Genomic DNA, 22,374 nt, shown 5'->3' with positions numbered 1-22,374 from the left:
CCGGCGAACACCCGTTCAGGGGGCGTTCAGGGGGTGAGGCCCTTGTCCCGCAGCCACGTCATCGGGTCGATGCCGGTTGCTTGGCCGCCGGGGTGGACCTCCAGATGCAGGTGCGGGCCGGTGACGTTGCCGGTGGCGCCGACACGGCCGATGACCTCGCCGGTGGTGACCTTCTGACCGGCCGTGACGTTGATCGAGGACTGGTGGCAGAACCACAGCTCGGTGCCGTCGTCGAGGGTGAGGATCGTGCGGTAGCCGTAGGCGCCGGCCCAGCCCGCCTCGGTGACCGTGCCGCCGTGGACGGCCTTGATGAGGGTGCCGGTGGGGGCGGCGAAGTCGAGGCCGGTGTGGTGGCCGGAGGACCACATGGTGCCGGCCTGGCCGAACGTCGAGGTGATCGTGTACGAGGAGGTGGGCAGCGTGTACTGCCCGGCCAGTTTCGCCAGCTCGGCCTGCCGCTTCTCCTCGGCCTCCTTCGCGGCCTTCCGCTCCGCCTTCTTCGCGGCGGCGGCCTCCGCCGCGTCCTTGGCCTCGGCCGCCTTCGCGGCGGCCTCCTCCTCGGCGTGGGCGGCGGCCTGCGCGCTCTGCCTCTCGGCGGTGGCGAGCGCGACGGCGGTGGCCCTGCTGTCGGCCTGGCCCTGCTGCTGCTCGGCCTGGGCCAGGATCCGGTTGCGCAGGGCCTCGCCCGCGTCGGTGCCCTGCTGGTCGTCGGCGGAGGCCACGCCGACGCTGCTCAGCGCGGTCGTGGCGGTCCTGGGCGCCTCGGTGGAGGTGTCGCCGAAGAGGGAGCCGACGGAGGGCAGGTCCGGCAGGGAGATGGAGACCGGCGGCTTGCCGGTGTTGGCGCTGGCCATGCCGCCCGCGCCGACCGCGGCGATCACGCCGACGCCGAGGACGGTGGAGCTGCGCGCGAAGCCGCCGCGCTGCTTGGCGACGCGGTGCCGGCCGCGGACCGGGGCGACGGAGTCCTCGGTGGGGTTCCACTCCTCCCAGGGGCCCTCGTCGGCTCGGTGGGCGTCGTAGCCGAAGGTCTCGGTCTCGCGCTGAGCCGGCACGAACGGGGTTTCTGGGGCAGGCCGGTTGGACGCCACGCGGGCGTGCTCCTTTCCTTCCGCCGCCTACCGGGTTAGCTGACGGGTTCGGAGCAGGAAGGTCTCCTACGCGCGTATACCGGTCGTGGACTCCATGAGTTCCACGTCGGCGTTCGCGAGATTCACCCCAGGGTGGTGGTTCCCCGGTTCCCTTGCGGGATTCGGCGCGTGCGCACGGAGCCGTCGCTGGTGACGGCTGGGACGACCGCGCTGCGTTATCGAACGTTAATAGACCTGCCAGTCACTTTCCAAGCCGTCCGTCTTGATCATTAATGTTCACACCCGGGGACTTACCAGCCATGACTCCTGCAAACCGGACGAGTTGACCGACGTACAGGAGTCATTCGCGTCTTTGATGGTGACTCAGCCGTTGCCGCACGGCGCCCACCCACTCACTGTCGGTGACGGTCGCCGGGGGCCGGGGAACCGATGTGCATCGCACCCCGTGGATGGCGTACAGTAGAGACACAACGACGCGGGGTGGAGCAGCTCGGTAGCTCGCTGGGCTCATAACCCAGAGGTCGCAGGTTCAAATCCTGTCCCCGCTACTGAAGACTCAGGGCCGGAATCCAATGGATTCCGGCCCTGAGTGCTGTCAGGCGAGCAGATGCGCGTTCGGCGCCTTGGCGAGGGATTCCAGCTCCGGGAGTACGACGACCCGGGCGCCCGCGCCGGTCAGGACGCCCGTGCCGTCGGCCGCCGCGACGAACGTGTCGGGCTCCCGCCACGCCGTGACCACCCGGCGCACCCCGGCCCGCAGGATCAGCTCGGCACAGGGGGCGGGCCGGGAGGCCCGGCGGGCGCAGGGTTCGAGGCTGCTGTAGACCGTGGCGCCGGGCAGGCGCGGGTCGGCCGGGTCGGTCTTCGCGAGGGCCGCCTCCTCCGCGTGGACCACCGGGTCGGCGCCTTCACGGGAGTGGCCGCGGGCCAGCTCCGTACCGTCGGCGGCGACCAGGACCGCGCCGACGCTGAACGCCGTCTGGGAGGGCGGGCAGAGCGCGGCGAGTTCGCAGGCGGTGCGCAGCCAGTGCCGGTCGGCGGGCGTGGCGACCGGGCCGGTGCCGGGGGCCGTGGGCTCGTAGCGCATGAGGACGACGTCCTCGATGCGGCGGGTGTCGGTCAGGCGCAGGCGTCCGCCCTGGTAGGCGCCGGGGCCGAACAGGCGCGGGGCCGCGGGGTCGCCGACGAGGAGCGGGGCGAGGACGAGCTGGAGTTCGTCGGCGAGGTCCTGCTGGAGCAACTGGGTGTGGACCTGCCCTCCGCCCTCGACCATCAGGCGCCCGACGCCCCGCACGTCGTGCAGATGCTCCAGCAGGACCCGCCAGTCCAGCGCGGGGCCGAGCGCGACGACGTCGGCGGTGCCGCCGAGGAGCCGGGCGGCCCGGGCGGCACCGGCATCGGTGGTGCAGACGAGCTTGTCGCCGCCGGTGTGCCAGAAGTGGGCGCCGGGGTCGAGGTCCCCGGAGGCGGTGACGGTCACCTTCAGCGGGTACGCCGGCCGGCCCGCCGCCACCCGGGCCGCACGCCGCTCGGCGGAGTTGACCAGCAGGCGCGGATTGTCGGCGCGGATCGTGCCGGCGCCGATCAGGATGGCGTCGACGGAGGCCCGTACCGCGTCGACCCGGTCGAAGTCGGCCGGGCCGGACAGCAGGAGCCGCTCAGGGCCGGTGTCGTCCAGAAAGCCGTCGAGGGAGACGGCGGCGGACAGCAGTACGTACGGCAGGGGCATCGGCGTACTCCCTCGCGGCGGCCCGGTGGACCGGCCGAAGTCTTGGTTCAAATTTGGAACAAATCTACACTGGCGGCATGACGACCCGCTGGCTCACTCCGCCGGAGCAGCGCGCCTGGCGCGCCTACCTCGCCGCGTCCCGGCTGCTGGAGGACGCGATCGACCGCCAGCTCCAGCAGGAGGGGAGCATGCCGCACCTGTTCTACTCCGTGCTGGCCAACCTCTCCGAGGCCCCCGGCCGGCGACTGCGCATGACCGATCTCGCCGAGACGCTGAAGATCACGCGAAGCCGGCTGACGTACGTGGTGACCCGGCTGGAGCGGGACGGCCTGGTGCGCCGGGAGAGCTCCGGCCGGGACCGGCGCAGCTCGCTCGCGGTGCTCACGGACGAAGGGACGGCCGTACTGGAGCGTACGGCGCCCGGCCACGTCGAGACGGTGCGCACCACCCTGTTCGACCGGCTGACCCCGGAGCAGGTGGGGCAACTGGAGGAGATCTGCGCGGGGATCGCACGCGGCCTCCAGGGGGAGGACGGCGGCGCCACCGCGGCGGAGGACGTGCCGTGGCGCCGACGGTCGTCGCCTTGCGCCGACTAGGTGACCGGCGACGCCTTCGGCTCGGCCCGCTGCGACTGCGGCGCCCGGCCGCGCGAGGGCCGCCGCGCAGATGCTCACCGCCCTCGGCGTCAGCGAGCTGGACCTGCTGTCCAACAACCCCGACAACGCGGGACAGTTGCGCGCCCTGGGCGTCGCCGTGCGGGACCGGGTGCCGACCGGCGTCTTCCCCACGGACCACAACGTCCGCTACCTGCGCGCGAAGGTCCTCCACACCCAGCACACCCTGCCACTGACGGAGCTGCCGGAACTGACGGTCTGACGGGGCGGGTGATGTGGAGCGAGCGAGCAGTCCGGCGGGCGGGTCCGTGCGATCGGCGCCGGTCAGCAGTCCGCGCCCGATACGCGGACAAGGGCACCGCACTCATCGGGTCCGGCTCCCGCAGGACCCGAAAACGCCGCAGCGCCCGGGCCGACCGAAGTCGACCCGGGCGCTGCGTGGCAGGCCAGAGGGGGTAACCCCTCCCCCGCAGCCGTAGGCCCTGTGGGACTCGAACCCACAACCAATGGATTAAAAGTCTTGACCAAAGCATGACGAGTGGTTGCGGACGCTGCCTCGGCGTCCGGAACCGCCTGGTCAGGGAGAGTTCAGCGTGCGTCGGGGTTCGGTGTGTGACAGCTCCTGCCGGACCGTCCGCTCACGCATCGCTCACGCAGGACACCTCGAATGACCTGCGCAGAACATCCCCGGATGGGTCACGCATGCAGATCCATCCAAGATCACAAAATATAGGCTCGACCCTACAGACGCCGGCCCGCTCGCCGGGCACCCTGGGGGCGTCGGCTCGGCCTCGTTCCCGTGGTGCGAACCTTCAAGATCAGCAAATGCCTCAACTCTGATGCTGACCCGCGCGTTCACGGCGGCGACTCCTGTACGCGGTGCCTCAAAGAGGCTCGGCTCGTTGGGGTCAGCCGCGTGTCCGTCTGATCGCGTGGGTGAAGCCGAGGGTGATCGCGAAATGTACCTACTGATTTTTTCGTAAGTTCGGTGGGTGTGGTGGGCGGATGGTCAGGCCGGTATGGGCGAGGAATGACCATGGCAGTCGGGGGTTGGCGTTGATGCGGTGGATGCCTTGCTCGGTGGCGTCGGCGACATCGGCGAGGTGGTCGCCAGCGAGGTTGGCGAGTTCACGCTTCTTGAGCGAGGACCACAGCAGTTCCACCGGGTTCAGCTCGGGAGCGTAGGCGGGTAATCGTTCCAGGGTGAGCCAGTCCTGTTCGGCGACCCAGGCCCGCATCGCCCGGCTCCAGTGGGCGGACAGGCCGTCCCAGACCAGGACCACTCGCTCGCCGCGGTAGAACACCTTCACCTGCTCCAGGACCTCGATCAGGGTGGCGGTGTCGTAGCTGCCGGGCTTGAGGTGGAAGCACAGGCGTGCCCCGCGATCGGGGTCGGTGGAGTGGTAGCCCAAGGCTCCGGCCATCGACGCACGCTTCCAGTTCAGGCGGTGCCGCAGGAGCGGAGTCCGCCCTCGGGGCGAGTAGGTGCGGCGGATCTGAGGGAGCAGGGAGACGCCTGATTCGTCGAGGAAGACGATCCAGGCACGTGTGTTCACGGCCCCTTTTTGATGCGCGGCCATTCGTGTGCGATCCAGCGGGCGATCTCGGACTCGTTCCGCTCGACCGCCCGCCGCTCGGGCCGTTGCAGGCTCCATCCGAGCCGGCCGGTCAGCAGCCGCCACACCGACGCCCTCGACAACACCACCCCCGTTGCCCGGGTAACGACCGCGCCGACTCGTTCCAGGGTCCACAGGTCGGCCTCGAAACCATGAGCCTGGGCACCTTGCTCCAACGCGGCCCGGACGATTTCGACCTGGGTGTCGTCCAGCTTGGGTGGGCGTCCCGTGGCTGCCCGTCTCCGCAGGCCCGAAGCACCGTCTTGCTCCCACACCCGCCGCCAACGCCGCACACTCTCGGCACACACCCCCACCGCCCCCGCGATCTCCGCATTCGAGACGCCGCCCTCGAACAGCTCGACTGCCCGAACACGACGCGCCTCCGCCAACTGAGGCCGTGACAAGGGAGGAAGGCAGGAGCCGGCAACCGAAGGGGAAGGTTGATATGCCACCCCGACAGCCTCCCACCCACACGGCCACTACACCCACCGAACTTACGAAAAACTCAGTAAGGGCTGTCCCGTAACTGCTGGTCACAGGTGAGATGATCTTGCCGTGTCTGGTGTGATCACGGCGTCGGAGCCTTCCTGGATAGCCCCGTTCACCGGGCTGAGCCCGCGGCAGTTCGGCAAGCTGGTCACCGCGCTGCGGCGGGAGGGTGCGGATCCGGTCCGCAAGGGCCGGCCGTGGAGCCTGCCGCTGGAGGACCGGGTCCTGCTGGTCGCCGCGTACTGGCGCACGAACCTCACCCTGCGCCAACTGGCGCCGCTGTTCGGGGTGTCGAAGTCGGCCGCGGACCGCATCATCGACCACCTCGGCCCGGCGCTCGCGCTGCAGCAGCGCAAGCGGTTCCGCAAGGACACCATGCTCATCGTGGACGGCACCCTGGTCCCCACCCGCGACCACCAGGTGGCCGAGCAGTCGAAGAACTACCGGTACTCCACCAACCACCAGGTCGTCATCGACGCCGACACCCGGCTCGTCGTCGCTGTCGGCCGACCACTGCCCGGCAACCGTAACGACTGCAAGGCGTGGGAGCTGTCCGGCACCAAGGATGCCGTCGGCCACACCACCGTCATCGCCGATGGCGGCTACCGCGGCACCGGCCTGGTCATCCCGCACCGCCGCCAGCCCGGCCAGGCCGACCTCCCCGAATGGAAAGAGGAACACAACGCCTCACACCGCAAGGTCCGCGCCCGCGTCGAGCACGCCTTCGCCCGCATGAAGACCTGGAAGATCCTCCGCGACTGCCGCCTCAAAGGCGACGGCGTCCATCACGCCATGCTCGGCATCGCCCGCCTGTACAACCTCACCCTCGCCGGGTGACGAGAAAACAAGCAGGTCACCAGGCACGTCAAAGATCATTTACGGGACAGCCCTTAGCGGGGTACAGACTCCGCGGTGCGAGGCGGAGAGGCTGGTGCCCGAGGTGGGGAGCAGCCGATGAGGGGGCTCGCGATGGAATTCGAAGTCGCTACTGCAGTTGGTGTTGCGCGGGTTCTGATTCGCCAGCTACGAGGGCTGTTGGAGGACTTCGGTGACGCAATCCGTGCCTGGCGCTCCGTGCGGGACGCCTTGCGGAACGAGCAGGAGGAACACCTGGGCTGACCTCTGCACTCGCTCCGACTTGGCGCCGGGCGGTCGGCGCCAGACCGGGGCGCTGGGCAGCCGCGACCGCTGTCGCCGCTGGGCTGGATCTCTGCGGTCGGCCTGGTGGTCAACCCAAGGGTCACTGGGACGCTGCAGAAATCAGGTGAGAGCGCCACGCGGAGCAATCTACTATCGCTCGCCATGGGCGTGTACACAAGCCGACATCGGACAGATGCGGCACCGAAGCGGGCATCGGAGTCGGATGCCGAGTTCTTCGAACGGATCGCCGGTCCGTTCTGGGACCAAGTTCGGGATGTGATCAACGAGTGGTGGTCGCACTTTCCCCCCGATGCTCAGCCCAGCCTGCGCAGTCGCCTACGGGACCGCAATTCCAACGCGAACGTCTTCTCCGCGTTTTGGGAGCTGTACCTGCACGAGATGCTGCTCGGCTCCGGTTGCACGGTAGAGATCGAGCAGCAAATAGGCACAGGCGGGAAGAACCCGGACTTCTTGGTGACTCGTGACGACGAGCAATTCATTGTCGAGGCGATCTGGGCGAACCAGCATCTGGACGCCACCGGGAGCAGCTCGCTCCCGCCTCAGGTGGCGGACGCCATCGACCGCATTCCGAGCCCAAACTTCTACGTGTCATACAAGGTTGACAGCATCGGTTCGACCACACCGCCGCAAAAGCGACTGAAGAGTGAACTGACAGGATGGCTGGCGAACTTGGATCCCGACCTGGTCACTGCCGAGTATGAGCAGAAGGTACCGCTGCCCAGGCACACCTGGCAGGAGGCAGACTGGCGCCTCAGTTTCGAGGCGATCCCCCGCAGCCCCGGCAGGCGGGGCGATCCGGCGAGCAGGACAATCGGCTTCCATCCCTCGGTATGGGTCGCTGACGACTCCAAACGACTGCTCAAAGCCGTGAGAAAGAAGGGTGGGAGGTACGGCGACTTGGCGCTGCCATTCATCGTGGCGGTTGGCAATTCGGCCGTCTTTCCGGAAGATGAGGATATCGAGAGCGCACTGTACGGGACTTCGGTCGAATACGCCCACCGCACCGGATCGACCTTCGGCCGCAATCCCGACGGCTACTGGACTGCTGCACAGGAACAGGCCCATAGTCGGGTCAGCGGCGTACTGACTGTCGACAACCCGGCACCTTGGACCTGGACGAAGAAGGTCCCCGTTCTCTGGCAAAGCCCCACCCGTGGCTCGCTCCCGGCCCCCGTTCTCCCCACCTGGGAAACGGCACAATTGGTTGACAATCACGTCGAACGCAAGCCAGCGGCTCGCCCCATCCACACGTCTCTTGCTCTGCCCGAGCACTGGCCGAGCGGGGACGCCTTTCCCCGGCGTCAGCCAAGCACCGGGAGCTGAGGGCACGACGCGAACGGGCGGGTACACCACCTGTGGAGACTGCCCGGGAACCAGAGCAGGCCCCCGCCATATCGAGCACGGGCGTTCTCACAGCCCAGTAACCGGCTGTCCCGTGCGGGCCTGGGCAATCTGCCGCGGCTGGCCGCCGCGGGGCGCCTTCACGGACGACATCGCCGGGTTGGAGGAGGGGGCCGATGTAGGCAGCGGCGGTCTCGTTGTCGCGGACGAAGCCGATGTCGGGTACTCCGGCTGCGCCGACCGCGAGGACCTCTGCCACCGCGCTGGAACCGATCTGGGCACCGCGTTTCTTCCTGGCGTTGCCGAAACGGGGCAGCTCGCGTCGGTGAATGCCTTCTGGGTGGTGGAGGGGCTCAAGAGCCCGGCAGGAGCGCCATGACCGTGGACTGAACGAGCTGGGCTGCAGCGAGGACACCGGGTATACCCCCGCATCGCTCGACGAGATTCTGGAGCATGTACCGCAGAGTGCCCGGATCGCGTTCGGGTTCGTCCAGCCGTGGGGCGATCATGCCGAGGTCGCGCAGGGCAGCGTCCACCTCGGGGTACCGTCCACGCAGCTCTTCCAGGCGTCGCCTCAGGTCGTCGATGCTTTCGCGGGCCCTCTCGACGGCTTCGTTAGTGATGTTGTTGGTCTGGGTTGCGTTCTGGGAGAACGGCGCTGCTTGGGCGGGGCCGCTCATGTGGCCGTTGTTGACAATGCCGAAGTTAGGGCCGTTCGGGATGGGATCGGGCTGCCGGCGGATGGGCATGCGGGGCTCCTGTCGGGCCTGTGGGTCAGTTGGTCGTGGAGGGGTTGGCCGAGAACGGTGCGGCCTGGACCGGGCCGCTCATCGTGCCGCCGTTCATGACGCCGAAGTTGTAGATCGCAGTGGACTGCTGGCGGTAGGCGGCGATGTCGACGTTGTGGTCTCGCAGAAAGACCTCGGTGGAGTCGAAGACCCGGCGTTGCATCATCTGCACGTAGTAACGGGCGTCGTCGTACATGTGCATGTCCTCCAGCCGTCGGACGCTGTAGACCTCGCGGAGGCTGACCGGCCCGCTGCCGGGGTCGAGTTCGGGGCGCGGACGAGCCTTGCGACGTATGAGCCGCTCCAGACCGACCTAGGCGTCGACGAGTGCGTTGAATGCGGCGCGGCCTAGCCACTTCGGCGTGCGTGGATCGGCGGGCCCGAGACCGGCGACCTTCGGGTTGAGGGGGCCCATGATGTGCGGACGGACGGTGACGCGCAGGAAGCCACCCTGGTAAGCGAAGCGGACGAGTATGGCGGCGATCAAGTCGCCGTTCCAGGCGGTGATGCGCGCCCAGACGTAACGGCGAGCTATCTCCTCGACAGGCTTGGTTCCAGCGGTGTCCACGGCGAGGGTGTGCAGGCTGCGCCAGGTGTCCTCGTCGATCTGGTCCCAGCGCTTGTAGTGAATGCCTGCGATCCCGACAACCTCCACGCGCAGTTTCGGATGATCACGGTGGTGGGAGGGAGCCGGGTCTTCCAAGCGGCGTGCGATATAGGCGTGCAGCTGAGCGGCGGTGAAGTGCTTCATCGGCTTGCGCGCAACCGGCTTGTTGTGTCTTGCCAGTGCGTCAAGGACTGCCTGTGCCACCTCGGCCATGTCGGGACGACCTGGGTTTTGTGTCGGTGAGCTGATGCCGGGAAGCAAGCCCGTGCTGTCGTCCTCGTCGTCCTGGCTCTCGGGTGCGGGCTCGACGTCGATGCCAATGACGGCTTCCTGCCATGCCTGAAGTCCTGCTCCGATAAACCGGTGCCGGTCACCGTTGGGGCGACGTTCGTAGAAGTACGGCAGGGCATGGGCCTGTACCGCCGTCGGGGGCGCACGCAGTTCTCCGGCCAGTAGAGCATTGAGCCGCAGCTGTGCCAGGTAACGCTCCACCAGGTAGACGCCCCATATTCCCGTCAGCAGGACTAGGGCTGCCCAGCCCACCGTGAGAAGGCCAGCTATGGCCTGCCAGACAACGACCGCGATCAAGGACACGATGGCCACTCGGCGTCTGCGCATTTGCTGAATCGCACGATCACACGCGTGCACCACCGGCTCCTGATGGAAGCCGTAGACCGGTACCGGCCGTGCCGGATTCTTGATTCGACGGCGGATCCAGACGGCGTAGTCCTCACCGAGCACAACCGCTGGGGGCGCAGGCTCCGCACCAACAGCCTTTTCGGCCTCCTTCGGAGGGAACAGCCATCGCAGGCGCTTCTTCACCGCGGCCTTCAGGTGATCCCACAGTTGCGCCAGCACTGCGCGAAACGTGGCCAGCCAGTCAGGGCGGACGAACGCGGCAGCACTCAGCTGGCGTGTGATGCTCTCGGTGTAGACCCCCTGCCCGATCACCTCCCGGGCATCACCCGCGACCCCCACGGGCACCGCGGGGCCTGAGAACACCGACTGGTGCTCCGTGTACGACAAGCTGCCCCCCGTGTCTCTTGCTTCAACCACGACAGCAATTCGTGGCAGACACAAAGGGGCATCATCTTCGGACAGAAGGCACGCCGCCACACCACAAACTAGTACAAGGCGCACATCCAGGTGCTGCGATCAGGTAATGACCGAAAGCTGACCCCCGCGGCAGTCCAACCTTCGAAGTCACGGATCACGTCGCGGGGCGCGAGAAGGCGCTCCGCGAAAGTCCCCGGCTCGACGGCAGTTTTAACGGTCTCGGGAGGCTACCGCCAACCGTCAAGGGACACCTGCGAACCGCCCGTGAGGTACCGGCGGAGGGCGCTTGCCGTGGTATCGACAAACGCCTCGGGGATGGCTTCAGCATCGACCCAGCAGACCTGCGCGTGCTTACGCGGTTCACGGTTTTCGGGTTCACCAGTCCATTCATCGGCGGCGAATACCACTGTGAGGAAGCCGTTGGGAGCTTCCACACCCCAGGCGCCGTGGATGATGTGGGCAACCTTCAGGGTCTCCGGCTTCACGGTCAACCCGGTCTCCTCGTACAGCTCACGCACCGCCGTCTCGGTGATGGGCTCGCCAGGTTCGCTCTTGCCGACAGGGAGATCCCACATGCCCTGGGCGAACTTGGCGTTCTCGCTGCGCTGGAGGAGGACAACGCGGTTGGTGGCCTTGTCGTGGACGATGACGGCGGCGACCAGAAGAGTCATGGATTCGAGAGCAGGCTTGAGGGCCTTGCGCTGGTCGTCGGTTGTCGGCTGAGCCACGGTTGGTGTCCCTTCGTCGGCCGGTTGGTGGGCAGCTTAGGCCAGTGCTTCGCGTGCGCGGCGGTTGAGTTCGGCAGCTCCGGGCACTTTGCGGCGCTGGTAGATGGCGAGGGTGGAGCGGAGCGACGTGATCGCTTTACGGGTGCGGTCGGACGTCATGCCCTCCATGAGGGTCAGGGCCTGAGACCAGGCGGCGACAGCCTCGTCAGCGCGGGCCTGGGCCGCGAGGCTGTCACCGAGGTCGGCGTAGGTGAGGGCGTGGACGCGCTTGTACTTCTCGGGGTCCCAGCGCATCAGGGCATCGCGGTGCTGTTGCTCGGTGCCCACGTGGTCGGCAAGGTCGGTCAGCGTGCGGGCGGTGTGGCTGGCGACAGTGCCGGCGGCAGGGCCGCTGACGCGGGAGTAACTGGGCTGGGGCGCGTCGTCGCGCAGAAGAGCGTCTTCGGCGGCGAGCAGCGCGCGGGCCGCTGCCGGCTTCTCTCCTACCGCGGCGTAGGCGCGGGCGTGGGTGATGTGAAGGAGGGCTTCGGTCTGGCCGTCGACGTGACCGAGGCAGCGGGTGAGGGCTCCTTCGACGAGGTCGACGCAGTGGTGGGGCTGCTTGAGACTCAGCGCCTGATGGGCGAGGGCGCGCATCATCCAGGCGGCGTGACCTCGCGGGTCGGCTTCGCAGGCGAGCTGATAGCCGACCTGGTAGTAGCGCTGGGCAGCGCCTTCCTGGCCGAGATCGTGGTGCTTCCACCCAGCGAGGTAGGCGAGTTCAGCGACGGATCCGAAGGCAGCCTGCCGTAGGGCTTCGTTCGGGAAGCGCCCGCGGAGCATGGGGGCGGCCGTGTCTGCGAGGTAGGCGGCGACCGTGGTCAGGCCGTGGCCGCCACCGAGGCGCTCGTCGGCGCTGCTGAACGCTGCGGTGATCTGCCGTACGACATCCACGTCCTCGATCCCGACCAGGGAGCCACCGGTGCGAGCTCTGAGCATGCGGGCGGTGGCTTCTTGGTCGTACAGGAGGGGCATGGAAACACCGGCGGTGGTGAAGGCAGCGACGGCGAGGAAGCGTTGGCGTTCAACGTCGGCACGGCCCAGGTCGGTCACCGCCAGAACAGGGTCGGGTTCCTCGGACACGGTGTTTTCGGGTGTGCGAAGGCCGATCTCGGCCAAGGTGATGGTGCGGCCTGCCCTGCGAGAGAGCGCCTCGGCGAGGTACTGGTCAGTGCGACCGGTCGGCTGGCGCGTGCCGTTCACCCAGTGTGAGACGGCTGACTTGTTGGTCTGAAGGATCTCGCCGTTCTCCGCTGCGATACGCCGGATATCCCTCGCCAGTGCGTCGTAGGTGCAGCCGATCGCTTCGATGACCTCACGCAGGCGGGCGTTGAGTCTTCTCTGGGCTGCCACGATCGCCTCCGCTCCGGAGCTGTAAACCGCGTATACCGCTTCAACTGGCTCCCACCGTACCCACCGTGCGTGACGGAGGGTTCACTAAACATCAGCCGCCCGGCACGGTCCGACACAGTGGCCAGGTTCCCCCCTTCGGTCGGGCGGCTCCCCGAAGTTCCATACAACCGCTCCGGGTTCGGGCATCACCGTGCCCGAACTCGGCCGATCAGAGACGGAGACACGGTGACCACCATCGACACCACGGCCATCACGGTCGAGTTGCCCGAGGCGTTCGACGAGCGCTGGAGCCGACTGCCCGGCGTCCAGGTCGACGGCCGGCGCATCACTATCGACCCCGCCGAGTACTTCTTCCGCTTCGAGTCCAACACCTGGCTCGTCGCCGACTGGGAGCTGGTCAAGGCCCAGCTCCTGGACGTGCAGGAAACCACCGAGAGCGCGGTCGAGCAGCTCGCGTTGGACTTCATCAAGGCCCACGCCGGGTCGACCTCGGACGCCACACGTGTGCTCGCCACCGCCTACGAGGTGTACGCCTACCTCTTCCGCGACGAACACCTGGCCAGCCTCGGACTGCCGCAGATCACCGCCGACCACCTGCGGATGCTGCGTGAGGCCGCGACGCTGATGGCCCTCAACAAGGTGGAGCTGGACGGGCACATCTCCAACGTCGGCCCGTGCTGGTTCTTCCCCGCCGCCACCTCCGTCGTCTTCGACCTGGACGACGAGATGGGCGGGACGCTCGACGAGGTCTACCACGGCGGCTGGTTCAACGAGCACCGCCGCATCGAGTCCATCAAGGCCCACGCCGCCCTCGGCGGCCGGCTCGTGCACGGCTGCCAGTCCGTACCGGACCAGACCGGGGGTGTCGTCGCGCCCTACGGTGCCTCGATGAGCGCCTTCCGCGACGACCTCGCGGCCTTCAAGGCCGGCTGGATCGAGCGGGTCTACGCCCAGCGCGTGAGCCCTGCCGCGTAACCACCGCACGCCAGGCTCCGGGGCGGGCCGGCACTTCTCGCCTGCCCCGGACGCCTCCAACCGCACCGGAGCTTCCCTCATGGACGCGACCCTCAACGCCGCACTCCTGGACAACCTGCTGACCATCGCCGGCCGGACCTCGCCATCACGTGAAGAGGTGCGTGTCTGGTCCATGTCCGGCGTCGAGCGCCTGGCCTTCACCGACGGCACCACGGCCATTTTCAAGTACGCCAAGAGGCCCTTCGAGAACGAGGACCACGCGCTCCGCCTGGCCGACTCGCTCGGCGTTCCCGTGCCTGCCGTTCACGCCTCCGCGGTCCGGGACGGCTGGCTCGGGATGCTGCTGGAAGACCTCGGCCCCGCCATCCGTGAGGCGGACGACCTCGACGGCGCAGCAGCAGCCGTGGTCCTGCACAGCACCCGCATGGCAGCCGCGCTGCCGGTCCTCGATCAGGAACGGCTGCGTAGCCTCCCGACACGAGCCCTGGATCACCTCGGCCTACTCCGGAAGGCCGATCGGTGGCAGGACACCCCCGAAATCGAGGACGCGCTCGACCGCATCGCTCAAGCTGCTGAGGCACGCTCGGCCGGTGCCACGATCGGCCCCTTCGGCTGGGTGGGGGTGGCGGTGTAATCCGTCTTAGCCGTCTTGGCCGTTGCAAGCACAGGTCAGCGCGGGTACGGCAGTGGCTTCGGCTTGCCGTCCCAGCGCGTGTCCTTTGTGTCGGCCGGGACGGGGCTCTTGCGTCACTCCGTCCCGACCGACGGGGCCTTGACCTGCGCAGTGATACGGCGGGGACGCCCAGGACGGCACGAGACGGATCCGGGCGGTTCGCTGGCGGAGGCAGCGCGGTCTTCGTGATCGCGCTGCCGTCTTGTCCCTGGTTGCCGTCTTGCCCATATGCCGTTTGACCTGGGGAATCACGGCAGGGACGGCAGGGACGGCCACTGGGGGGGTGCGGGGGCTCAGCCCACTGCGGCAGCGGGTTCGGTGTCCACCGGGTGGACGGTGGGGCAGTAGCGCCGCCATGCGTCGATGAACTTGTTCCGCATGTAGCCCTTGCGCTGGGTTCCGTCGGCGAGGCGGACGTTGCCGGGTTTGATGCCGAACTGGTTCAGCATCCTTGCAAGGTCCCGGGCGGTCAGCCCGCTGCGTCCCCATTCCGCCCAGGGGCTTTCGGCGTTCTGCCGAAGGTGGTGCAGCAGTTCGTCCGTGGAGAGGCTGTCTACCTCCCGTTGGGCGACGAAGACACTGCGGATGTCGGCGAGGATCCGTGCTCCGCCGGGCTGTTCCTCCTCCACCTCAACCTCCGCAGCCACCATCCGCGCACATGCCTCGCGAGAGCGACGGGGCCAGGACCCGACAGCGAGATCGGCGACGATCACCAGGGGCTCCCAGGTGTCGGCGGCGCGGTCCTCGACCGGCATCGCCGGTTCCAGGTCGGCGGCCTCATCGAGCAGGGGCCTGGCCCATGCGGCGATGCGGTCGCGCAGGTCGTGGAGGGCGGGGGTGTCGCGGCGGGAGCGGAAGGGCTTGACGCTCTCGCCCTCGGCTCGGCGGCGCATACGGATGACCACGGACCGATCCATGATCGTGTCGGGCAGGTCACCGATCCCGGCCAGGGCGGCCATGGCGAAGGTGGCGAACTTGTGGGGTGTGTGGTCGTTGCCGACGACGCGGGTTACGTAGCGGTTGCGCTGGTGGCCGGCGTTGAGCAGGCCGCGCATCTCCTCGTTCTTCTCCGCCATCTTCGGGGTGCCGAAGATGGTGTCCGCCTCGTCCACCAGCAGAGTGGGGGGTTCGTCGGTGATGGAGCGGAAGACCGCCGCGGGCGTGGTGTTGATGGTGAGCATCGGCTCGTGGACCGTCTCGGTGAGTATGTCCAGGAGCCGTGACTTGCCGCACCGCTTCGCCGGCCCGACGACCGCCAGACGTGGGGCGTGCTGCCAGGCGGGCTGCAGGTGGGTGGCCGCCACCCAGAGCGTGACGGCGTCCAGCGCCTGCTCGGAGGGCAGGATCACGAACTTGGCTATCCGAGCACGTAGCTCATCCAGCAGCGCGGAGCCGTACGTTGAATCTGGGTCTGGCACTGCTTCCTCAGCCGGCTCATCGGCCGGTACAGGATCAGGTGCCCTGTCGTCGGTCGCCGGAGCGGCTTCGGGCGGGGGGTAACCGGGGCGACCAGGCACCGCGGCCGTCGGCCATACGACTTCGGCCGGTGCGGAATCCGGCTCGGGTGTCGTAGGTTGCACAGGGCAGCTCCTATCCGGTGACTTCGGGCATGCAGACCCGGGTCACGCAGGTCGTTTGTTGGAATGCGGGCAGTGGAGTGTGCTGAGCCTCCGGCGTTGGCGCGCCGGAGGCTCTCTCGCTTCCGCGGCCGGGGCGAGGGACCACGGACAGTACGTCCACGCCCGGTCACAGTCCAGCGTTTCTGTGTCAGCTCAGCGCAGAAGCGTCTGCTACGTTGCCACCCCTTCACGCTGCCAGGCCGAGCAGATCCAGCAGGTCGGCCGTCACGACCCGGTACGCGTTGCCCAGCCGCAGGACCTTGCACGGGTACTCGCCGCGCTTGGCCAGCGCGTAGCCCTTACTCCGCCCCAGCCCCAGCGCCCGATTGCCGGTGTCCAGGTCAACGGCTACGGGCAGGGTCAGCAGCTCCTCCCGCGTCATGCCCTTCGACTCCCGGTCGGTCTCGTCATTGCGCATACGACGCTCCATCCTTGAGTGAGCCCTCGGCGAACGCGGCGTCACGTCCGGCTCCAGGCCACGAATAACCATCATCGGCGAGCTAATGTGTCTTCATGACACAAAACGATTTCGATGCTGGTAGGGACGAGGACGACGTCCCGGAGTGGGCGGATCAGGTGACGGCCACCGTGGCCGCCGAGGTCCGCAGGCGGAGAAAGGAACTGCGCATGAGCGCCCAGGACTTGGCAGACAAATGCGAGGAGATCGGCTATCCGATCCCGCGCAATGTGATCGCCAACATGGAGTCCGGCCGCCGCTCAACGCTGCCCCTGGTCGAGGTCATGGTGCTGGCCGAGGCCCTGCAGACCTACCCGATCTGCCTGCTCTATCCAGTCGGCTATGTCGAGAGGGTTCAGCGGCTACCACTCCGGGACGACGAGGCGACATGGGACGCCTTGCACTGGTTCACCGGCGACAGCGAGGGCTTCGGTATGGAGGACGACATGCTCCGCGCCTTCCGCGCCCACGCCAGCCACCAGCGCGCCGCCCTGGCCGCCTTGAAGGGCGAGAAGCACGAGCGCTGGAAAGCCGAGACCGCACCCAACCAGGCCGAACGCGAGGAGGCCACACTCGCCCAGGCCGCCTACGCCGAAAGAGCCCTGGACGCCAAGTACCGGCTGCGCAGCGCGCGTGCCTTAATTCGCGCCGACGGTGGCACTCCCCCCTCGCTGCCGCCCGAACTCGCCGATATCGACCCGCCCCGAAGTGACGCCAACACCAACGAGGAAAACGGTTTTTGAAGGGTTCCACCCACCGCCGCTGCTACTGCCGTGACGCTGAGACCGGCAAGCCGCTCGGCAAGTCCTGCCCCAAGCTCTCTAGTCGCAAGCACGGTTCGTACTCCATACGCCAGGAGCTCCCGCCCCACGAGGACGGCACCCGCCGCTCCTTCAGCCGCGCCGGCTACGAGTCGCTGAAGGACGCCCAGGCGGACCTCGATCACGTCCGTTCGCTGCTCGCCCTGGCGGACAAGGACGACCCCGACAGCCTCCAGCGCCTCGTGGACATGCTGGAGGCGGTCGGAACCGAGAAAGCCCCGCTGCCGGCCCTCGAGGAGACCCGACGCCGTCTGCGGGCGGGCCTGGCCCTCCGTGGCAGCCTCACCGTCGGCGAGTGGCTCGACCAGTGGTTCGCCGCGAAGAAGCGCCGTAAGACCACACTCAACGGCTACGCCTCCCACATCCGCGTCCACCTGAAGCCGCGCATCGGCCACGTACGCCTCGACCGCCTCAACGTCGGCCACCTCGTTGAGATGTTCGACGGGATAGCCGACGACAACGAGGTCATCGCGGCCGAGAACGGGGCCCGCCGCGAGCAGATCGCCCGCTGCAAGCCGAGTAAGCCCGGCCGCCCCGTTGGAGCCGAGCGGAAGCTGCTCGCGGTCGAGCGCGCCAAGCTGGCGGAGATGAAGCCGTTCCGGAAGATCACCGGCCCGGCATCCCGTCAGGCGATCCGCCGCACCCTACGCGCGGCCCTGAACTCCGCGATCGCCCAGCAGCTCGTCACCTTCAACCCGGCGTCCCACGTCGAGTTGGAGTCCGGCAAGCGCCCGAAGCCCCTTCTTTGGACCGATGAACGAGTCCGGCGCTGGCGCGAGACGGGCGAGATACCCGGCCCCGTGATGGTGTGGACCCCGCAGCAGTTCGGCGCCTTCCTCGACGCAGCCGAGGGCGACCGCCTGTACGCGATCTTCCACCTCATGGGTACTCGCGGCCTCCGTCGCGGCGAGGCGGTCGGCCAGGACTGGCACGAGATCGACCTCGACGCCGGCCTCATCACGCCCGCCAAGGAGATCGTGGTGGACGGCTGGGACCCCTACGAATCCGAGCCCAAGACGGACGGCAGCGCCAACACGATCGCGCTCGACAGCACGACCATCTCCGAACTGCGCGACCACAAAGCCCGCCAGGAGAAGGAGCGCGCGAAGTGGGGCGAAGCCTGGCAGGACACCGGCAAGGTCTTCACGAAGGAAGACGGTTCGTGGCTCCACCCCGGGACGGTCTCCGAGACCTTCCGCCGCATCCTCGCCACGACCAACCTGCCGCCCATCACCCTGCGGGACCTACGCCACGTCACCGCGACGCTCACGCACGGAGGTGGCGGCGACATCCACACGGTGAAGGAGACGCTGAGGCACTCCACCATCACCTTGACCTCGGACACGTACACGAGCCTGCTCCCTGAGCTCGACCGTGAGATCGCGGAGAAGGCGGCTTCGTTGGTCCCCCGCCGCCCTCGAAATGGCGCTAAGTAAGCATGTTCAGTGCCGGTTTCCGGATCCCGCCCCAACCGGGTCTTACGGTCTTGTGACGCCGAGGCGAGCAAGGTGCGTGGGCTGGCTCCTTGCGTACCTGACGTAGAGCCGTTTGCGCCCTACCTGGCTGAGCGTAATGCTCTGAACAGTCCGGATGAGGGGCGTATCCTCCGTAGATCGCAGTGTGTGATCAAGGGAGGGAAATCTGATGGTCATTCAGGCCGCTGCAGACGATGGCGAAGACGACGAGGTACCCGGCATCGGCAACGAAGTCGAGCCGACATCGACGAGTTCTGACCCAGCAGTGGCCGCGGTCGCAAAGATCATCGACACCAGCAGGATCTACGGCGATCTCTTCCGCCAGCTGCAAGCAGGGCCGGCGTTCCAGGCTGCGAAATTGCTGCAGGACCAAGACCTACTGGGTACCAAGAAGTTCCTGGCCGACGTCCAGAAGAGTATGTTCCCGAGCGCTCTCACGGGCTTTGCCGCAGGACTGCGCTCGATGGACCAAGTGGCAGGGAGGGAACATCTCAAGTACCTGAAGGCGACGGCCGCGCTCAGCGAGTTGGCAGTCGGACCAGGCACCTTGTCTGCTTGGCGGACGTCTCTTCAGATCGAGAGCGTCATAGGCGAGATCATCAAGGGCCCCGTCTTCAAGGTACCGATGCCCCCGGTGTGGGCTACGGAAGAGTTCCGCAAGAGCCTCAGTCTCACGGTCCACCGCCAGGTGTATATGACGGACTGGCTGGCGCGGATGGACTCCGGCCGCGGCTTGCTGTCGGAGATCAGCAGCCGTCCTCTGTCGTTGTACCGGGACTACTTGGGCAGCCTCGGGGACAGTCCAACACGCTTCGAGCTCGACTCCTCCCTGCACGCTGGTCTGGGAGTGAACGGGCTGCTCGGAGCGGACGCACTCAGCTCCGAGACTGTCCTGGGCGACGCTGACCTAGAGGTGGAAGTCGCCGACCGCGTCGACGATCTGCTCTCCCCTCAGCAGGCCGGGCGTCTCGACGTACTGGAAGACCTCCGCAGAGCGTTGACGTCCATCGACACGAAGGTCGTGGAGATGCTCGAGGGCGGATGGCATGTAGTCCGCCAGGCCCCTCCGGCCGCCGCCGAGATGGCCGCCCAGTGCGCTGTGGAATCCATCGACAGGGCTATCCGTGCGGCAGCCCCGGATAGCGAGGTTGAGAAGTGGCTGCCTACGTCGGGGCGTCCTGAGAAGGAATGGCGGTCGTCCAACGGCCGGCTCACCCGCGCCGTGCGGATCCGCTACATCATGCGCGGGCACAAGGACGAAGCGAAGATGGCGTGCACCCTTGTGGACAACATCATCTCCCTGCAAACGCAGGCAACTGCGCGCGCCCAGGCCATCAAGCACGCTTCGGCCGGCGACTTGTCCATGGCTCGTTGTCTGCTGGGAACAGCTGAGCACATCCTGACGGTGCTGTTCGTCATCGAGAGGGACTAGATCTTGGGTCGGGAGGCTTCGCACCGAGCCGCTGCCAAGCCTCCCACGCATATCCGCGAACGATCCCACTCGTTGTCTGGGCCCCCAGCGCCTCAAGGGCTGTACGGGCGCAGAGAGGCGCCGCAGCCCTGGTTCCCTGACGGCTGCGAGTGATCAGCGCATCGCACCCTGACCGAAAGACCAACCAGCCGACGCTAGCCTCGCTGCTCTGCTCGAACATCCGCTCACGCATCGCTCACGCAGAACCCCGAAAACGCCACAGCGCCTGACCCGACCGAAGCCGACCCAAGCGCTGCGCCGCAGGTCAGAAGGGGTTTCCCCTCCCCCGCGTCCGTAGGCCCTGTGGGACTCGAACCCACAACCAATGGATTAAAAGTCCACTGCTCTGCCAATTGAGCTAAGGGCCCAGGCGATGTTGCCTGTCCGAGCATAGCGGGAGGAGGCCGTGTCTCCGATCGGGTATCGGGGACACGGCCATGTCGGAGGGGCGGGAGTGCGGGGGATCGTTACTTTTCTGCCGGGATGGGCGTGGGCGCGGGGGCGGAAGCAGGGGTGAGGAACCAGTGGCGGGCCGAGGCCAGCCACCAGGTGGCGGCGAAGCCGAGGACGGCCAGGACGGCGACCGGGGCGTAGTTGAAGGTCTTCCAGGTGACCGGGGAGACCTGCGGGAGCATGAAGAGGACCGTGATCGCCACCACCCAGCTCACCGAGACGATCCCGACGGGGCGTGACCAGCCGCCCAGGTGCCAGGGGCCGGGGGTGAAGGCGCTGCCCTTGCGGACGCGGAGGAAGGTCGGGATGACGTACGCGATGTACAGGCCGATGACCGCGATCGACGTCACCGCCGCGTACGCGGTCGTGTTGATGAGGTAGGGCAGGCCTAGGGCCAGGGCGCCGAGCGCGGCCAGCCAGACCGCGGCCACGGGGGTGCGGGTGCGCGGGCTGACCGTGTGCCACACGCGGGAGAGAGGCAGCGCGCCGTCCCGCGAAAAGGCGTAGATCATGCGGCTGTTGGCGGTGACGGACGCCATGCCGCAGAAGAGCTGGGCACCGATGACGACCAGCAGCAGGAGTTTGCCGGCCGTGGCGCCGAGGGCGTCCAGGAGGATCTGGGCGGGCGGGGCGCCCGTGGGGGAGGCCAGCTCGTCGTCGTACGACTGGATGGCGAAGGTGAAGCCGAGGAGGAGGACGAAGCCGGCGATCCAGGAGGTCCAGATCGAGCGGACGATGCCCCGGGGGCCGGCCGTGGCCGCGTCGTGGGTCTCCTCGGTCATGTGGGCCGAGGCGTCGTAGCCGGTGAAGGTGTACTGGGCCATCAGGAGGCCCAGCAGGACCACGTACGGGCCGCTGCTCCACCCCGTCCGGTTGACGAACTCCGTGAAGACGAACGCCGTCGACCGGTGGTGGTCGGGTACGAAGGCCAGCGCGGTGACGATCAGCGCCACCCCCAGTACGTGCCACCACACGCTCACGCTGTTCAGGAACGCGACGATCCGGACGCCGAAGGTGTTCAGCAGGCCGTGCAGGACGAGGATCGCGGCGAACAGCGCCACCGTGCGGCCCGGGGTCACCCGGAAGCCGAACTGGAGGTTCAGGTAGGCGCCGAGGAAGGAGGCCGCGCCGAAGTCGACGCCCGCGGTGACCGCCACCTGGCCCAGCACGTTGAACCAGCCGGTGAACCACGCCCAGGCCGCCGCCGAGCGCGGGGGCGCCAGGCGGTGGGCCCAGAAGTACAGGCCCGCCGAGGTCGGGTACGCCGAGCAGATCTCCGCCATCGCCAGTCCCACGGACAGCGTCATCAGGCCGACCAGGACCCAGCCCCACGTGATCACGGCGGGGCCGCCGGTGGTCATGCCGAAGAGGTAGAGGGTCAGGCAGCCGGAGAGGACCGAGATGATCGTGAAGGAGACGGCGTAGTTCGAGAACGCCGACATCCGGCGGGCGAGGACCTGGGTGTACCCCAGCTCGGCCAGCCGTTCCTCGTCGGACAGGCCGGACGGGTCGGGTATGCCGGGCGGGTCGGGTACGCCGGGCGGGTCCGGCGCTTCGGACAGGCCGGGCGCTCGGGACGGGCCGGGGCGGCCGGACGCCTTCCGCGGTTCGCTCGCGTTGTCGCCCGCCCTCGCGTCTTCTGTCATGCCCCCAGCAATTCCCTGCGCGAGGGCGTGACATGCGTCATGGCGCGGTCGGCGGCTGGGTGGCCCGGTCTCGCCGCCCCGGGAGGCGTCGGCGCGTCGCGCCACCGGCACCCGGCACCCGGCGGGCACCGGGCATGCAGTAAGGGCCCGTACGACCGGAGTCGTACGGGCC

General features: G+C 68.0%; 19 protein-coding genes, 2 tRNA genes, 2 pseudogenes and 1 riboswitch. Of the genes and pseudogenes, 10 read left to right on the top strand and 13 right to left on the bottom strand.

Going from position 1 to position 22,374, the window contains the following annotated elements; all coding sequences use genetic code 11:
* Window positions 1–26: 26 nt before the first annotated feature.
* Window positions 27–1,091 (bottom strand): M23 family metallopeptidase, encoded by a 1,065-nt coding sequence (locus tag D9753_RS18770; RefSeq protein WP_121788044.1) that lies wholly within the window; start codon window positions 1,089–1,091, stop codon window positions 27–29.
* Between the two features lie 9 nt (window positions 1,092–1,100).
* A riboswitch (cyclic di-AMP (ydaO/yuaA leader) is annotated at window positions 1,101–1,268 on the bottom strand.
* A 297-nt stretch (window positions 1,269–1,565) separates the two neighbouring features.
* Here D9753_RS18770 and D9753_RS18765 point away from each other — a divergent pair.
* Window positions 1,566–1,639: transfer RNA gene (locus tag D9753_RS18765), tRNA-Met, on the top strand.
* 47 nt (window positions 1,640–1,686) lie between these two features.
* On the opposite strand, the gene D9753_RS18760 is transcribed toward D9753_RS18765, so the two are convergent.
* Window positions 1,687–2,820, bottom strand: a complete 1,134-nt coding sequence (locus tag D9753_RS18760; protein ID WP_121788043.1) for a dihydrofolate reductase family protein — start codon at window positions 2,818–2,820, stop codon at window positions 1,687–1,689.
* Between the two features lie 77 nt (window positions 2,821–2,897).
* Here D9753_RS18760 and D9753_RS18755 point away from each other — a divergent pair, with 77 nt between their 5' ends.
* Both D9753_RS18755 and D9753_RS18750 read left to right on the top strand, forming a co-directional pair.
* Complete coding sequence (locus D9753_RS18755; RefSeq protein WP_121788042.1) at window positions 2,898–3,416, top strand: MarR family winged helix-turn-helix transcriptional regulator; 519 nt, start codon at window positions 2,898–2,900, stop codon at window positions 3,414–3,416.
* A 52-nt stretch (window positions 3,417–3,468) separates the two neighbouring features.
* Window positions 3,469–3,696 (top strand): annotated as a pseudogene (locus tag D9753_RS18750) (GTP cyclohydrolase); the annotation flags it as partial.
* Window positions 3,697–4,399: 703 nt separating this feature from the next.
* On the opposite strand, the gene D9753_RS18745 reads toward D9753_RS18750, so the two are convergent.
* Both D9753_RS18745 and D9753_RS18740 read right to left on the bottom strand, forming a co-directional pair.
* The gene (locus tag D9753_RS18745) at window positions 4,400–4,990 is read right to left on the bottom strand and encodes an IS630 family transposase (protein WP_240468218.1); all 591 of its coding nucleotides are present in this window, start codon (window positions 4,988–4,990) and stop codon (window positions 4,400–4,402) included.
* On the bottom strand, window positions 4,987–5,439 hold the full coding sequence (locus D9753_RS18740) for a winged helix-turn-helix domain-containing protein (protein ID WP_163010731.1): 453 nt from the start codon (window positions 5,437–5,439) through the stop codon (window positions 4,987–4,989). Before D9753_RS18740 ends, D9753_RS18745 begins: the two co-directional genes overlap by 4 nt.
* A gap of 166 nt (window positions 5,440–5,605) precedes the next feature.
* Here D9753_RS18740 and D9753_RS18735 point away from each other — a divergent pair, with 166 nt between their 5' ends.
* A complete protein-coding gene (locus tag D9753_RS18735; protein WP_121788039.1) occupies window positions 5,606–6,376 on the top strand; it encodes a transposase in 771 nt (256 codons plus the stop codon).
* Window positions 6,377–6,841: 465 nt separating this feature from the next.
* Window positions 6,842–8,023, top strand: coding sequence for a hypothetical protein (locus D9753_RS18730; protein WP_240468217.1), 1,182 nt, complete (start codon window positions 6,842–6,844; stop codon window positions 8,021–8,023).
* A 371-nt stretch (window positions 8,024–8,394) separates the two neighbouring features.
* Here the strand turns inward: D9753_RS18730 and D9753_RS18720 are convergent, their stop codons facing one another.
* From D9753_RS18720 to D9753_RS18705, 5 genes are all read right to left on the bottom strand, one after another.
* Window positions 8,395–8,790, bottom strand: coding sequence for a hypothetical protein (locus D9753_RS18720; protein WP_121788037.1), 396 nt, complete (start codon window positions 8,788–8,790; stop codon window positions 8,395–8,397).
* 25 nt (window positions 8,791–8,815) lie between these two features.
* A complete protein-coding gene (locus D9753_RS38020; RefSeq protein WP_240468216.1) occupies window positions 8,816–9,025 on the bottom strand; it encodes a hypothetical protein in 210 nt (69 codons plus the stop codon).
* Between the two features lie 117 nt (window positions 9,026–9,142).
* Complete coding sequence (locus D9753_RS18715) at window positions 9,143–10,462, bottom strand: hypothetical protein (RefSeq protein WP_240468215.1); 1,320 nt, start codon at window positions 10,460–10,462, stop codon at window positions 9,143–9,145.
* 257 nt (window positions 10,463–10,719) lie between these two features.
* Window positions 10,720–11,220, bottom strand: coding sequence for an NUDIX domain-containing protein (locus tag D9753_RS18710; protein WP_121788036.1), 501 nt, complete (start codon window positions 11,218–11,220; stop codon window positions 10,720–10,722).
* A gap of 36 nt (window positions 11,221–11,256) precedes the next feature.
* The gene (locus tag D9753_RS18705; protein WP_121788035.1) at window positions 11,257–12,612 is read right to left on the bottom strand and encodes a tetratricopeptide repeat protein; all 1,356 of its coding nucleotides are present in this window, start codon (window positions 12,610–12,612) and stop codon (window positions 11,257–11,259) included.
* 225 nt (window positions 12,613–12,837) lie between these two features.
* Here D9753_RS18705 and D9753_RS18700 point away from each other — a divergent pair, with 225 nt between their 5' ends.
* Entirely contained in the window at window positions 12,838–13,587 is a 750-nt protein-coding gene (locus tag D9753_RS18700; protein ID WP_121788034.1) for a hypothetical protein, read from the top strand.
* A gap of 79 nt (window positions 13,588–13,666) precedes the next feature.
* Window positions 13,667–14,206 (top strand): annotated as a pseudogene (locus tag D9753_RS18695) (aminoglycoside phosphotransferase family protein); the annotation flags it as partial.
* 347 nt (window positions 14,207–14,553) lie between these two features.
* On the opposite strand, the gene D9753_RS18690 reads toward D9753_RS18695, so the two are convergent.
* Complete coding sequence (locus tag D9753_RS18690) at window positions 14,554–15,840, bottom strand: DUF3631 domain-containing protein (RefSeq protein ID WP_121788033.1); 1,287 nt, start codon at window positions 15,838–15,840, stop codon at window positions 14,554–14,556.
* A 226-nt stretch (window positions 15,841–16,066) separates the two neighbouring features.
* Window positions 16,067–16,297, bottom strand: coding sequence for a hypothetical protein (locus D9753_RS18685; protein WP_030746997.1), 231 nt, complete (start codon window positions 16,295–16,297; stop codon window positions 16,067–16,069).
* 95 nt (window positions 16,298–16,392) lie between these two features.
* Between D9753_RS18685 and D9753_RS18680 the strand changes: the two genes are divergently transcribed.
* From D9753_RS18680 to D9753_RS18670, 3 genes are all read left to right on the top strand, one after another.
* Window positions 16,393–17,079 (top strand): helix-turn-helix domain-containing protein, encoded by a 687-nt coding sequence (locus D9753_RS18680; protein WP_121788032.1) that lies wholly within the window; start codon window positions 16,393–16,395, stop codon window positions 17,077–17,079.
* Window positions 17,076–18,593, top strand: coding sequence for a site-specific integrase (locus D9753_RS18675; RefSeq protein WP_121788031.1), 1,518 nt, complete (start codon window positions 17,076–17,078; stop codon window positions 18,591–18,593). Before D9753_RS18680 ends, D9753_RS18675 begins: the two co-directional genes overlap by 4 nt.
* Before the next feature lie 208 nt (window positions 18,594–18,801).
* Window positions 18,802–20,064, top strand: a complete 1,263-nt coding sequence (locus D9753_RS18670; protein ID WP_121788030.1) for a pPIWI-associating nuclease domain-containing protein — start codon at window positions 18,802–18,804, stop codon at window positions 20,062–20,064.
* 334 nt (window positions 20,065–20,398) lie between these two features.
* Here D9753_RS18670 and D9753_RS18665 read toward each other — a convergent pair.
* Both D9753_RS18665 and D9753_RS18660 read right to left on the bottom strand, forming a co-directional pair.
* Window positions 20,399–20,471, bottom strand: a tRNA-Lys gene (locus tag D9753_RS18665).
* A gap of 99 nt (window positions 20,472–20,570) precedes the next feature.
* The gene (locus tag D9753_RS18660) at window positions 20,571–22,202 is read right to left on the bottom strand and encodes an amino acid permease (RefSeq protein ID WP_240468214.1); all 1,632 of its coding nucleotides are present in this window, start codon (window positions 22,200–22,202) and stop codon (window positions 20,571–20,573) included.
* Window positions 22,203–22,374: the final 172 nt, after the last annotated feature.

Source organism: Streptomyces dangxiongensis (assembly GCF_003675325.1).
Classification (GTDB): domain Bacteria; phylum Actinomycetota; class Actinomycetes; order Streptomycetales; family Streptomycetaceae; genus Streptomyces; species Streptomyces dangxiongensis.
Note: the sequence above shows the minus strand (reverse complement) of the source record. Positions and strands in the feature narration are given on the sequence as shown.

Coding starts and splice junctions, on each gene's coding strand:
- D9753_RS18760 (WP_121788043.1), bottom strand. CDS start 2,820: ATGCCCCTGCCGTACGTACTGCTGTCCGCCGCCGTCTCCCTCGACGGC.
- D9753_RS18755 (WP_121788042.1), top strand. CDS start 2,898: ATGACGACCCGCTGGCTCACTCCGCCGGAGCAGCGCGCCTGGCGCGCC.
- D9753_RS18730 (WP_240468217.1), top strand. CDS start 6,842: ATGGGCGTGTACACAAGCCGACATCGGACAGATGCGGCACCGAAGCGG.
- D9753_RS18720 (WP_121788037.1), bottom strand. CDS start 8,790: ATGCCCATCCGCCGGCAGCCCGATCCCATCCCGAACGGCCCTAACTTC.
- D9753_RS38020 (WP_240468216.1), bottom strand. CDS start 9,025: ATGTACGACGACGCCCGTTACTACGTGCAGATGATGCAACGCCGGGTC.
- D9753_RS18685 (WP_030746997.1), bottom strand. CDS start 16,297: ATGCGCAATGACGAGACCGACCGGGAGTCGAAGGGCATGACGCGGGAG.
- D9753_RS18680 (WP_121788032.1), top strand. CDS start 16,393: ATGACACAAAACGATTTCGATGCTGGTAGGGACGAGGACGACGTCCCG.
- D9753_RS18670 (WP_121788030.1), top strand. CDS start 18,802: ATGGTCATTCAGGCCGCTGCAGACGATGGCGAAGACGACGAGGTACCC.
- D9753_RS18660 (WP_240468214.1), bottom strand. CDS start 22,202: ATGACAGAAGACGCGAGGGCGGGCGACAACGCGAGCGAACCGCGGAAG.